Origin of the sequence: Pseudomonas sp. PAMC 29040 (assembly GCF_003994535.1) — a bacterium.
Lineage (GTDB): Bacteria > Pseudomonadota > Gammaproteobacteria > Pseudomonadales > Pseudomonadaceae > Aquipseudomonas > Aquipseudomonas paraversuta.
The window spans coordinates 29,478-41,812 of the sequence record NZ_RZAA01000016.1; the positions used below are offsets into that span (position 1 = coordinate 29,478).

Annotated in this window: 10 protein-coding genes; 7 read left to right on the plus strand and 3 right to left on the minus strand. The window is 59.7% G+C overall.

Annotated elements, in window-relative coordinates:
* Positions 1-486 precede the first annotated feature (486 nt).
* The 4 genes from WG29040_RS22870 (at position 487) to WG29040_RS22885 (ending at position 5,373) form a co-directional block, all read left to right on the plus strand.
* Entirely contained in the window at positions 487-1,908 is a 1,422-nt protein-coding gene (locus tag WG29040_RS22870; RefSeq protein ID WP_003438116.1) for a sodium:alanine symporter family protein, read from the plus strand.
* A gap of 57 nt (positions 1,909-1,965) precedes the next feature.
* Positions 1,966-2,970 (plus strand): asparaginase, encoded by a 1,005-nt coding sequence (locus WG29040_RS22875; protein ID WP_003438114.1) that lies wholly within the window; start codon positions 1,966-1,968, stop codon positions 2,968-2,970.
* Positions 2,971-3,143: 173 nt separating this feature from the next.
* Positions 3,144-4,136: an AraC family transcriptional regulator gene (locus tag WG29040_RS22880; protein WP_003438112.1), complete on the plus strand. Its 993-nt coding sequence runs from the start codon at positions 3,144-3,146 to the stop codon at positions 4,134-4,136.
* Between the two features lie 205 nt (positions 4,137-4,341).
* Positions 4,342-5,373, plus strand: coding sequence for a histone deacetylase family protein (locus WG29040_RS22885; RefSeq protein ID WP_003438110.1), 1,032 nt, complete (start codon positions 4,342-4,344; stop codon positions 5,371-5,373).
* 53 nt (positions 5,374-5,426) lie between these two features.
* On the opposite strand, the gene WG29040_RS22890 is transcribed toward WG29040_RS22885, so the two are convergent.
* Positions 5,427-6,974, minus strand: a complete 1,548-nt coding sequence (locus WG29040_RS22890; RefSeq protein ID WP_127196929.1) for a PLP-dependent aminotransferase family protein — start codon at positions 6,972-6,974, stop codon at positions 5,427-5,429.
* A gap of 89 nt (positions 6,975-7,063) precedes the next feature.
* Here WG29040_RS22890 and WG29040_RS22895 point away from each other — a divergent pair, with 89 nt between their 5' ends.
* From WG29040_RS22895 to WG29040_RS22905, 3 genes are read left to right on the plus strand one after another with little or no spacing between them, the layout of a single operon-like run.
* Positions 7,064-7,693, plus strand: coding sequence for an FMN-binding negative transcriptional regulator (locus WG29040_RS22895; protein ID WP_003438106.1), 630 nt, complete (start codon positions 7,064-7,066; stop codon positions 7,691-7,693).
* A 4-nt stretch (positions 7,694-7,697) separates the two neighbouring features.
* Positions 7,698-8,150 carry a GNAT family N-acetyltransferase gene (locus tag WG29040_RS22900; protein ID WP_010657064.1) on the plus strand — a complete coding sequence of 151 codons (453 nt, stop codon included), beginning with the start codon at positions 7,698-7,700 and terminating at the stop codon, positions 8,148-8,150.
* A 12-nt stretch (positions 8,151-8,162) separates the two neighbouring features.
* On the plus strand, positions 8,163-8,843 hold the full coding sequence (locus WG29040_RS22905) for a GNAT family N-acetyltransferase (protein WP_003438102.1): 681 nt from the start codon (positions 8,163-8,165) through the stop codon (positions 8,841-8,843).
* A 240-nt stretch (positions 8,844-9,083) separates the two neighbouring features.
* Here the strand turns inward: WG29040_RS22905 and oadA are convergent, their stop codons facing one another.
* Positions 9,084-10,892 carry a sodium-extruding oxaloacetate decarboxylase subunit alpha gene (oadA, locus tag WG29040_RS22910; protein ID WP_003438100.1) on the minus strand — a complete coding sequence of 603 codons (1,809 nt, stop codon included), beginning with the start codon at positions 10,890-10,892 and terminating at the stop codon, positions 9,084-9,086.
* A gap of 11 nt (positions 10,893-10,903) precedes the next feature.
* Complete coding sequence (locus tag WG29040_RS22915; protein WP_003438098.1) at positions 10,904-12,319, minus strand: acetyl-CoA carboxylase biotin carboxylase subunit; 1,416 nt, start codon at positions 12,317-12,319, stop codon at positions 10,904-10,906.
* Positions 12,320-12,335: the final 16 nt, after the last annotated feature.

Sequence of the window (12,335 nt, forward strand, 5' to 3'; positions counted from 1 at the left end):
AACAAAGTTCTGAATGCAAAGTTGCCGAGGGTGTTTTTAACGCCGCATCACCGAAGCCCAGGCACTTTGCGACAGAACTCAACGCTCACCAGGTCGAGGGACTAGACACCTCTCACCTTTTGAGGGCTTGCAGATACGTCTGCAGGCCCTTTTTTTTGCGCAAATTTTGTGGGAACCGGCTCCCACAAAGGACAAACAAAGAGGGCAAACACGACAGGATTCAAGGCCTTTTCAGACGACTCGCACATGAAAAATCAATCACTTATGCAGACGCTTCCAACACTCCTAGGTATAGTGCCGGCCCTCTTCCCGTGCGTGGGCCCTGCAACAGCGGCCACCGACAGTGCGGAAACAGCATCGTAAACCAAGCAGCAACATGGCCGGGATTCCCTTGATCGCCTACTTTTATGCCCTGTCTTGCCGGGCGTAATGAGCGATCCTGATTCGGCCGTGTTGCCATCAGATAAAAACAGCGAGGAATAATCCATGCTTGAAGTCATCAATGACTTCCTCTCAGGGAAAGTGCTAATCGTGCTCATGGTCGGGCTCGGTGGCTACTTCACGATCCGCTCGCGTTTCGTACAGTTTCGCTACTTCCTGCACATGTTTTCGGTCTTCAAAGACAGCCTGCGCAGCAGCGCCGGCGAACTTAGCTCGTTTCAGGCATTAATGCTGAGCCTGGCGGGCCGTGTGGGTGCGGGCAACATCGCCGGCGTCGGCATTGCCGTGACCCTGGGCGGCCCCGGTGCCGTGTTCTGGATGTGGGTGACCGCACTGGTCGGCATGTCCAGCAGCCTGATCGAATGTTCCCTGGGCCAGCTGTACAAGCGTCGCGACGCTGAAGGCCAACTGCGCGGCGGCCCGTCCTTCTACATGAAGTACGGCCTGGGCAAAATCTGGATGGGCAAGCTGATGGCCGTGCTGCTGCTGATCACCTTCGGTTTTGCCTTTATGGGCCTGCAAGCCCACGCCGTAACCCACTCGCTGCAAGACGCCTTCGGCTTTGAGGTCAATTACTCCGGCCTGGCCATCGCCATCCTGCTGGGGCTGGTGTTTATCGGCGGCATCAAACGTATCGCTTCGGTTGCCGACCTGCTGGTACCGGTCAAAACCCTGGCCTACATCGCAGTCACCCTCTACGTGATCGTGCTGCAATTCGACCACGTGCCGGCCATGCTGGGCCACATCGTCAAGAGCGCCTTCGGCCTCGATCCGGTGTTTGGCGGGCTGATCGGCAGCGCGATCGTGATGGGCGTCAAGCGTGGCGTATTTGCCAACGAAGCCGGCCTGGGCAGTGCTCCGAACGTAGCCGCCGTGGCCGATGTCGAGCACCCTATCGCCCAGGGCGTGGTTCAGGCGTTCAGCGTATTCCTCGACACCTTTGTGATCTGCACCTGCACCGCGCTGCTGATCCTGCTGTCCGGCTTCTACACCCCGGGCTTCGAAGGGGACGGCATCGCCCTGACCCAGAACTCCCTGGCGGCCGTCGTCGGCGAATGGGGCCGTGTGTTTATCAGCGTGGCCCTGGCGCTGTTTGTCTTCACCTCGATGCTCTACAACTACTATCTGGGTGAAAACAACCTGCGTTTCCTGGTCGGTGAGAGCCGCAAGGCACTGATCGGTTATCGCGTGCTGGTACTGGTGCTGATTTTTTGGGGTTCGATTGAAAACCTGCAAACCGTCTTCGCCTTCGCCGATATCGCCATGACCATGCTGGCGTTCGTCAACCTGGTCGCCCTGGCGATGCTGTTCAAGGTCTGCATGCGCGTGCTCAAGGACTACGACGACCAACGTCGCGCAGGGATCAAGACACCGGTGTTCGATTCCAGTAAATTCCCGGATCTGGATCTGGACCTCAAGGCCTGGCCGCCACGACCGGCCGTCACGAGCGAAGAAACAAAACGCTGACACTCACGCGGCGGTTCTAATCAGAACCGCCGCGTTTTTGCTTATGGAGACTCATAAATGACTGCAGCCACCCATCACCCAGCCCAGCGCGTCATGGTGCTCTACACCGGCGGCACCATCGGCATGCAAGCCAGCGCCAACGGCCTGGCCCCGGCATCGGGCTTTGAAGCGCGCATGGCTGATTACCTCGCCAGCCAGCCACAGCTGCAAGTACCGCAGTGGCGCTTTCGCGAGATGAGCCCACTGATCGACAGCGCCAACATGACGCCCGCCTACTGGTTGCGCCTGCGCACCGCGATCATCGAAGCCGTTGAACAGGATGACTGCGATTCGGTATTGGTCCTGCATGGCACCGACACCCTGGCCTACAGCGCAGCGGCGATGTGCTTTCAACTGCTGGGGTTGCCGGCGCCGGTAGTGTTCACCGGCTCCATGCTGCCTGCGGGTGTGCCCGACAGCGATGCCTGGGAAAACGTCAGCGGTGCATTGAGCGCACTGGGGCAAGGCCAGCCCCATGGCGTGCAGCTGTACTTCCACGGCGCGTTGCTGGCACCGACACGCTGCGCCAAAGTGCGCAGCTTCGGACGCAACCCGTTTGTCGCGCTCAAGCGCAATGGCGGTACCCCCAAGGCCAATACCTTGCCGGGTGAGCTGATGTATCGCCAGCCCCGGCACGAAGCCAGTGTCGGCGTACTGCCACTGGTCCCGGGGATTGGCGCGGCGCAACTGGATGCCCTGCTCAATAGCGGGATTGAGGCGCTGGTGCTGGAGTGCTTCGGCAGCGGCACCGGCCCCAGCGACAATCCGGCCTTCCTCGCCAGCCTGCAACGGGCGCAGCAAAACGGCATAGTGGTGGTCGCCATTACCCAATGCCATGAAGGTGGCGTGGAACTGGACGTGTACGAAGCGGGCAGCCGCTTGCGTGAAGCCGGCGTGCTCTCGGGCGGCGGCATGACCCGGGAAGCGGCGTTCGGCAAACTGCACGCATTACTGGGGGCCGATTTGCCCCTGGCAGAAGTGCGTCAGCTGGTCGAGCTGGATCTGTGCGGCGAGCTGGCGTAACCAGCTCCCCTTCCATCTGTAGGAGCGAGCTTGCCTCGCGATCTTTTTAAAAATCAAAAGATCGCGAGACAAGCTCGCTCCTACAGCGTCAGAGTACAGAGCTACATCGGGATCTATTTCACACCCCGGCACACAACTTGCTCGCTTCCTGCACCCTCATGCAGGAAGCCAACATGCTGCACTCCCACCTCACTACCCTCAACGCTGTATCGCTGGTACTCAGCACCTTCGAGGCCGAAGGCCTGTCCTGCGAAGCATTGCTGGCCGGCAGTGGCATTCGGGCTGCCGATCTGAGCCGCGCCGACACGCGCATTACCGCCAGCCAGGAAATGCAGGTGTGCGCCAACGCCGTGGCCTTGCGCCGCGAAATAGGCCTTGAGCTGGGGCGACGCATGCATGTGTCGTCCTACGGCATGCTCGGCTATGCCATGCTCACCAGTGCCACCTTAGGTGACGCTTTACGCCTGGCCCTGCGCTATCCGGCGCTACTGGGAACACTTTTCGAGCTCAGCCTCAGGGTCGAAGGCGAACACGTGTGGTTCTGCGCTGACCACTATCACGAAAATCCGCAGCTGGCCGTGTTCAATGCACAACTTTGCCTGGTGTCATTGACCGTTATTTGCCAGGACCTGCTGGGGCAGCCGTTACCCCTGCTGGCCGCCCGCTTCGCCCATAGCAAGCCGGACTATCACGCAAGCTATGACAGCACCTTCGACTGCACACGCACGTTCGAGGCTCAGGACAACGGCTTTGCCTTTGCCAGACACTGGCTCGATCACCCTCTGCCGCTGGCCGATGCCATCACCCACCAGGCGATGGCCGTGCGCTGCCGCAAACAAAACCTGGAGTTCACCGGCCGTCAGACCTGGCTGTCACGCATCCGCCAGCTGCTCGCCGGCCAACTGCATGCAGCACCGGGGCTGGAGGGCCTGGCCGAGCAGATGACCTGCTCGCCACGTACTTTGCGCCGGCACCTGCGTGACGCCGGATGCAGCTATCAGGGGCTGCTCGACGAATTGCGCTTCGAGCGCGCCAAGCTGTTGCTCCACGAAACCGAATGGCCGATTTATCGGATTGCCGAAACCCTGGGCTTTAGCGAAACCGCGAGTTTTCGCCACGCGTTTGTACGCTGGAGCGGTGTCGCACCCAGCCAGTTCCGCGCGTAATAAAACCGTAGGAGCGAGCTTGCTCGCGAGCTCTTGATCGCGACATGGAAGAGCTCGCTGCTACAGGTTTCAGTGGTTCAGGGGGCGAATTTCGGTCAGTGATTTCGGCCATATTTATCCCCTTTTGGCCGCTCCTGCCGTTCTCTGAAACCACCGCTGCCGCAAGACTGTAGGCCAACGCTCTAGCCTACGGAGAACAAGAAAAATGCTGACTATCTACTCGGACGATCACCATCTGCATCATGGCCGTTGTGAATTGATAGACGGGCAACTGATGCCCTGCTTTGAAATGCCCTCCCGCGCCGACCATATTCTGCAGCGCGTTCAAACCCGTGAGCTGGGGCCGGTGCAAGCCCCGCAAGACTTCGGACGCGATCCGATCCTGCGTGTGCACAGCGCGGCATATCTGGATTTTTTCGAGGGCGCCTGGGCGCGCTGGGCCGAGCAGGGTCTTGACGGCGACTTGATGCCCTACACCTGGCCTGCCCGCACCCTGCGCGCCATAGTGCCTGCCAGCTTGCACGGCCAACTCGGCTATTACAGTTTCGATGGCGGCGCCCCGATTACAGCGGGCACCTGGCGCGCAGCCTATAGCGCAGCCCAGGTTGCACTCACCGCCCAGGCCGCCATCCAGAACGGCGCCCCCAGTGCTTTCGCCCTGTGCCGTCCACCGGGGCACCACGCCGCAGGCGATTTGATGGGCGGTTATTGCTACCTCAACAATGCCGCGATTGCCGCTCAGGCCTTCCTGGACCAGGGTGGTAAAAAAGTGGCGATCCTCGACGTGGACTATCACCACGGCAACGGTACGCAGTCGATTTTCTATGAACGCAACGACGTACTGTTCACTTCGATCCACGGCCATCCCGAAGCCGAATTCCCGTTCTTTTTGGGCTATGAAGACGAACTGGGCGAAGGTCCGGGTGCAGGCTTCAACTTCAACTATCCGCTGGCGGCCGGGTCGGCATGGGAGCGCTGGAGCGCGGCGCTGGAACTGGCCTGTGGCGAAATCGAAGGTTACGACGCTGATGTGCTGGTGGTTTCTCTGGGCGTGGACACCTTCAAGAACGACCCTATCTCCCAGTTCAAACTCGATAGCCCGGACTATCTGCGCATGGGCGAACGTATTGCACGTCTGGGCAAACCGACGCTGTTCGTGATGGAGGGTGGCTACGCGGTAGAAGAAATCGGGATCAATGCGGTCAATGTGCTCGAGGGGTTCGAAAGCGCCCGATAAGCCCCCGAACCTGCAGGAGCGAGCTTTACCGCGCAGCAACCAACAGCTCGCTCCTACACCCAGACCTTGCCCAGGCGGGCCAGCGCTGCCTTGATATCGGCCTCAGGCACCGCGGCAAAACCCAGCACCAGCCCTGCACGTTTATCCACAGGCACACTCGAGTCTTGCAGCCAGTAGCCACTCAAACCGTTGATCTCCACCTCGGCCGCTTTGGCCTGAGCCAGCAATTGCTGTTCGCGCTCGAAACTTATGACCGGCACCGTCACATGCAGCCCCGCTGCAATGCTCGGCACCGGCCCCATCCCTGCTATTCCCTGGGGCCAATCTGCCAACAATGCATTACGCCGGCTCAAGGCCGCACGCCGCATGCGCCGGATATGCCGCTGAAAGTGCCCGGCAGCCATGAATTCGGCCATCACGGCCTGGGTACTGACCTCCGAATGCCGCATATCCAGGGAGCGCCGCCGGGCGAAAGGCTCAATCAAACCCTTGGGCAAGACCAGGTACCCCAGACGCAAGGCCGGGAACACCACTTTGCCGAAGGTACCGACATAGATCACCCGCCCCTGACGGTCCAGTGCCGCCAACGGGGCCAGCGGGGCCCCGCAGTAACGGTACTCGCCGTCGTAGTCGTCTTCGATGATCCAGCCCTGGTTGCGCTCGGCCCAGTCCAGCAACTCAAGGCGCCTGGCCAGACTCATGGTGACACCCGTCGGGTACTGGTGGGATGGCGTCACATAGGCCAGCCGGCAGTTATTCAACTGCTTGAGTGCCGAGCAATCCATACCCTCCTGATCGACCGCTATGCCCTGCATTTTTGCCCCTGCAATCGCAAAGGCATGGGCCGCTGCGCGGTAGCCGGGATTCTCGACCGCCACCCCGTCGCCAGGCTCAACCAGCAGCTGTGCACAAAGGCTAATTCCTTGCTGCGCGCCACTGGTGATCAAAATTTGATCGGCCGAGCACGATAAACCACGGGATGTGCGCAAATAGACGGCAATTAATTCACGCAGCCGCTCATCCCCTGCCGGATTGCCATAACACAGCTGCTGCAAGTCCGGCTTACGCCAAAAAGCCGCCTGCAGCTTGCTCCAGACCTCGAAAGGGAATAAGTCAAAGGCTGGCACCCCCACCCGGAAAGCCCGCGGAACTCCGCTCGGAGGAAGGTCAAGCGAGTGCTGGCCAACCCTGTCCAAAGCAGTGCTGTGGATAACTTTACTGGACGTAATTACAGGTAAATCAGCCTTTTTTGTGGATAACCCTGGGGATAAGCCTGTTGAAAACCCTGTGGACAAGTTGGTGGACAACTTTTTTCGCGGGAGGGCTTTTTCCGGCAACTGCGCGACATAAGTGCCATCACCGATTCGCCCCTCGAGAAAGCCCTCGGCATACAACTGGTCATAGGCCCGTACCACGCTGTTTCGGGAGATGCCGAGCGCCAGCGCCAGATCGCGACTCGCCGGCAACCGCGAGCCACTGCCAAGGCGGCCATCCAGTACCCGCTGGCGCAATGCCTGATAGAGCTGGCGGGTCAGGCCTTTTTTTGGATCAAGCTCGATACCGGCAGGGTTGAAGGCGATGGACAGCGCTGAATCCGGCATGGATTGGACCTATAAAAATGACCATTAATGGCTCTTACAACGAGCCAATAGCCTGCCTAGGATGCAGTCATTCGCCAAGGAAAATTTCTATGTACGTGCCCCGCGCCTTCGCAGAAAGTGACATTCACCTCTTGCATCAGCAGATGCAGGCCACCCCGTTGCCCGTGCTTGTGACCCATGGCAGCCAGGGCCTGGTCGCCAGCCATGTACCACTGCTGCTGAACCCGGACGAAGGCCCCAACGGCACGCTGTATGGCCACCTTGCCCGTGCCAACCCGCATTGGCAGGCACTTGCGCAAGGCGCCGAGGCGCTGGTTATTTTTGCCGGGGAGCAGGCTTATGTCAGTCCGTCCTTCTACCCCAGCAAAGCTGAAGACGGCAAATCCGTACCCACCTGGAACTACCTTGCCGTTCACGCCTACGGCCAGGCCCAGGTGTTCGATGATGCCGAGCGCCTGCTGGCCCTGGTCAGTCGCCTGAGCAACAAGCACGAAGCCGGTCGCGCCGAGCCGTGGTCCGTCAGCGACGCCCCCCGGGATTACATCGACAGCATGCTCAAGGCGATTGTGGGTTTCAGCCTGCCGATCACCCGCCTCAACGGTAAACGCAAACTCAGCCAGAACCGCAGCGCCGCCGACCAGACCGGTGTGCGCAATGGACTGCTGGCCAGCAACAACCCGCAAGACCACGCCCTCGCTCAATTAATTGCTAAGGAATAGCAACATGGCTCAGCCACTGCAGATCAAACCCGCCAGCGCCGCCGATCACGATCAATGGCTGCCGCTCTGGCAGGCGTATTTGAGTTTCTATAAAACCGAACTGCCCGCCGCAGTCAGCCAGTCGACCTGGGAGCGTTTTCTCGACCCGGCCGAACCGACCCACCTGGCGCTCGCCTGGAAGGGCAACGAAGCTGTAGGCATGGTGCAGTTCATTTATCACCGCTCCAACTGGAGCATTGGAAACTCCTGCTACCTTCAAGACCTGTTTGTCAGCCCCCAGGTGCGCGGCACCGGTGCCGGGCGCTTGTTGATCGAGCATGTATACGCCACCGCCAAAGACAATCAGTGCGCCAAGGTGCACTGGCTGACCCACGAGACCAACGCTACCGCCATTCAGCTCTATGAGCGAATAGCCGAGCGCCCCGGCTTTATTCAATTTCGCAAAGCCTTGTCATGAAAGGAACGCGCAATGCCTGAAGATCTACAACATTGGCAGCCAGCCAGAACCCCGGATACGCGAACACTCGAAGGACGCTTCATTCGTCTGGAAAAGCTCGACCCGGCCCGTCATGGCGATGAATTATGGCTAGCCTTACAAGGCCCCGAGGGCGATCCCAAGCTGTGGGATTACTTGCCGTACGGGCCTTTCAATGAACGCCCGGCATTTGATGCCTGGCTGCAGAACAACGCGGCCAGCCGCGACCCGCACTTCTATACCGTCGTCGATCAGGCCAGTGGCCAGGCCCAGGGCACCATCAGCCTGATGTGCATTGTTGCCGAACACGGACGCATAGAGATCGGCCACGTCACGTTCGGCGCGCCGATGCAGCGCTCGCCGAAAAGTACCGAGGCGGTCTACTTGCTGGCCAAGGAGGCTTTCGCCCTGGGCAATCGACGTCTGGAGTGGAAGTGCAACAATGACAACGCCAGATCGAAACGTACTGCAGTACGACTCGGGTACACATACGAAGGCGTCTTCCGCCAGCATATGGTGGTTAAAGGCAAAAACCGTGATACCACGTGGTACAGCATTATCGGTACGGAATGGCCCGCTATAGCGGCAGGCTTTGAAAAATGGCTGGCACTGGATAACCAACCAGAAAGTGGCCAGATCAAGTCTCTGGAAGAATGCAGGGCAGCAACTGTATAAAATTTGATCAATGCGCCCGACAAGGACTGTCGGGCGTTTTTGTGTCTGGAAGGGGTTAAAACTTTACGGGGGTTTAACCGGGTCATTTCTGCACCCGCCACTCAGCCCTTATGGGTGATGAGCTGACAAACCCCGCGAGCAATCTCGTTCCTGCAGGTCTGTACGCACCTCAAATTGCAGGCAAAAAAAAGGGGAGCACATGCTCCCCCGAGGTTTAAAGCGTTTGGATCAAAGGCGGTATCAGGCTTCGATTTCGATCAGGATTTCGCCCGGGTTGACGCGATCGCCTTTGATCACATGGATGAGGAGGATCTTGCCAGCGATGGCGGCCTGTACTTCGGTCTCCATTTTCATCGCTTCGGTAATCAGTACCGATTGGCCAGCCTTGACGGTGTCGCCCACCTTGACCAGTACATCGACAATGTTGCCCGGCATGGCAGTGCTGACGTGCCCCGGCTCGCTGGCCTGCTTGCGTTTGCTGGATGCACCGCCGACGAACTGGTTGAGCGGCTCGAACACCACTTCTTCGGGCATGCCGTCGATGGACAGGTAGAAGTGGCGCTTGCCCTCAGCCTTGACGCCCACACCGGTGATGTCGACGCGATAGCTTTCACCGTGGACGTCGATCACGAACTCGGTCGGTACGCCTTCGCCACCGGCGCTGCTCACGCCGCCCGCTTCAGGAATAGGCAGCAGCACTTCCGGCGCCAGGGTGCCAGCAGCACGCTCCTCGAGGAACTTGCGACCGATATCCGGGAACATGGCGTAGGTCAGCACGTCCTCTTCGGACTTGGCCAGCGCGCCGATTTCGCCACGCAACTTGACCATTTCCGGCTTGAGCAGGTCCGCTGGACGCACGTCGATCAGCTCTTCGTTGCCGATGGCCTGACGACGCAACTGCTCGTTGACCACGCCCGGCGCTTTGCCGTAGCCGCCCTGCAGGTAGAGCTTCACTTCGTTGGTGATGGTTTTGTAGCGCTCGCCGGCCAGTACGTTGAAAAACGCCTGGGTGCCGACGATCTGCGAGGTAGGGGTGACCAGCGGCGGGAAGCCCAGGTCTTCACGCACACGCGGGATTTCGGCCAGCACTTCGCTCATGCGGTTCAGCGCGCCCTGCTCTTTGAGCTGGTTGGCGAGGTTGGAGATCATCCCGCCCGGCACCTGATTGACCTGAACCCGGGTGTCGACCGCGGTGAATTCGCTTTCAAACTGGTGGTATTTTTTGCGCACGGCGTAGAAGTACAGACCGATTTCCTGCAGCAGCGCCAGGTCGAGGCCAGTGTCGTATTCGCTGCCTTTAAGGGCGGCAACCATCGACTCGGTGCCCGGGTGGCTGGTGCCCCATGCGAAGCTGGAGATCGCGGTGTCGATATGACTGGCACCGTTTTCGATGGCCTTGAGCTGGCACATGGCGGCCAGACCGGCAGTGTCATGGGAGTGGATAAAGATCGGCAGGCCGATTTCAGCCTTCAGCGCTTTGACCAGCTCGCCCGTGGCGTACGGCGTCAGCAGGCCGGCCATGTCCTTGATCGCCACCGAGTCGCAACCCATGGCTTCCATCTGTTTGGCCTGGGCCACAAAGGCCTCGGTGGTGTGCACCGGGCTGGTGGTGTAGGCGATGGTGCCCTGGGCATGCTTGCCAGCCGCCTTGACCGCCTCGATGGCGACGCGCAGGTTGCGCACGTCATTCATGGCGTCAAAGATACGGAATACGTCGATGCCGTTAACCGCCGCCTTGGCAACGAAGGCTTTGACCACATCATCGCTGTAGTGGCGGTAGCCGAGCAGGTTCTGGCCACGCAACAGCATTTGCAGGCGCGTGTTAGGCAAGGCTGCGCGCAACTGGCGCAGACGCTCCCACGGGTCTTCTTTAAGGAAGCGTACGCAGGCATCAAAGGTGGCGCCGCCCCAGACTTCCAGCGACCAGTAGCCGACTTTGTCGAGCTTGTCGCAAATCGGCAGCATATCTTCAGTGCGCATGCGGGTGGCCAGCAGCGACTGGTGAGCATCACGCAGGATGGTGTCAGTTACAAAGATCTTATTGGACATGAAAATATTCCTCACAGGCCTGCGTGGGCGGCAATGGCGGCGGCGATGGCCAGGGCCAGCTCTTCGGGTTTGCGCTTGATCGAATAGTTGGTCAGTTCAGGGTGGCTTTCTACGAAGCTGGTATTGAACTGGCCACTACGGAATTCCGGGTTACGCAGAATTTCCTGGTAATAGGCGGCGGTGGTTTTGACCCCCTGCAGACGCATATCGTCGAGGGCGCGCAAACCACGGTCCATCGCTTCTTCCCAGGTCAGCGCCCACACCACCAGTTTTAGACACATGGAGTCGTAATACGGGGGAATGGTGTAACCGGTATAGATCGCCGTGTCAGTACGCACGCCAGGCCCGCCGGGCGCGTAGTAACGGGTGATCTTGCCGAAGCTGGGCAGGAAATTGTTTTTCGGGTCTTCGGCATTGATCCGGAATTGCAGGGCAAAGCCGCGGTGATGAATGTCTTCCTGCTTGATCGACAGGGCCAGGCCGGAGGCGATGCGAATTTGTTCGCGAACAATGTCGATGCCGGTGATTTCTTCGGTGATGGTGTGTTCGACCTGCACCCGGGTATTCATCTCCATGAAGTACACCTCGCCCTCGGCGAGCAGGAACTCCACGGTACCGGCGTTCTCGTAACCCACCGCCTTGGCTGCGCGCACGGACAGGTCGCCGATGTAGGCGCGCTGCTCCGGGGTCAACTGCGGGCTTGGGGCGATTTCGATCAGCTTCTGGTTGCGGCGCTGGATCGAGCAATCACGCTCGAACAGATGCACCACGTTGCCGAAACTGTCGCCGAGAATCTGCGCCTCGATGTGCTTGGGGTTAACGATGCATTTTTCGAGAAACACTTCAGCCGAGCCAAAGGCTTTGGTGGCTTCGGAGATAACCCGGGGGAATGCCTGTTCAAGCTCTTCGCGGCTGTTGCAACGACGAATCCCGCGACCGCCGCCACCCGATGTGGCTTTAAGCATCACCGGGTAACCGATGCGCTCGCCTTCGATCAGTGCCTCGTGAATATCGGCAACGTTGCCTTCAGTGCCCGGAGTAACCGGCACACCGGCCTTGATCATGCTGCGGCGCGCTTCGGTCTTGTCGCCCATGCGGCGAATGACTTCAGCGGACGGACCAATGAACTTGATTCCGCGCTCGGCGCAAATGTCAGCCAGTTCGGCATTTTCTGACAGAAAACCGTAACCGGGATGCAAGGCATCACAACCGGTTTCAACGGCCAGGTTCACCAGCTTGCGCGGGTTGAGATAGCCGGCCAGCGGGTCTTCGCCAATGCTGTGCGCTTCATCGGCGCGCTTGACGTGCAAGGCATGCCGGTCAGCTTCGGAATAGACCGCAACAGAGCGGATACCCATCTCGGCGCAGGCACGCACGATGCGGACGGCAATTTCTCCGCGGTTGGCGATCAGGATCTTTTTTATCACTTGGAGTTTTCCTAAA

Excerpts from the sequence above, each read along its gene's own strand:
- WG29040_RS22890 (WP_127196929.1), bottom strand. The coding sequence starts at position 6,974 with ATGCCGGATTCAGCGCTGTCCATCGCCTTCAACCCTGCCGGTATCGAG.
- WG29040_RS22900 (WP_010657064.1), top strand. The coding sequence starts at position 7,698 with ATGGCTCAGCCACTGCAGATCAAACCCGCCAGCGCCGCCGATCACGAT.
- oadA (WP_003438100.1), bottom strand. The coding sequence starts at position 10,892 with ATGTCCAATAAGATCTTTGTAACTGACACCATCCTGCGTGATGCTCAC.
- WG29040_RS22870 (WP_003438116.1), top strand. The coding sequence starts at position 487 with ATGCTTGAAGTCATCAATGACTTCCTCTCAGGGAAAGTGCTAATCGTG.
- WG29040_RS22895 (WP_003438106.1), top strand. The coding sequence starts at position 7,064 with ATGTACGTGCCCCGCGCCTTCGCAGAAAGTGACATTCACCTCTTGCAT.
- WG29040_RS22905 (WP_003438102.1), top strand. The coding sequence starts at position 8,163 with ATGCCTGAAGATCTACAACATTGGCAGCCAGCCAGAACCCCGGATACG.
- WG29040_RS22885 (WP_003438110.1), top strand. The coding sequence starts at position 4,342 with ATGCTGACTATCTACTCGGACGATCACCATCTGCATCATGGCCGTTGT.
- WG29040_RS22875 (WP_003438114.1), top strand. The coding sequence starts at position 1,966 with ATGACTGCAGCCACCCATCACCCAGCCCAGCGCGTCATGGTGCTCTAC.
- WG29040_RS22880 (WP_003438112.1), top strand. The coding sequence starts at position 3,144 with ATGCTGCACTCCCACCTCACTACCCTCAACGCTGTATCGCTGGTACTC.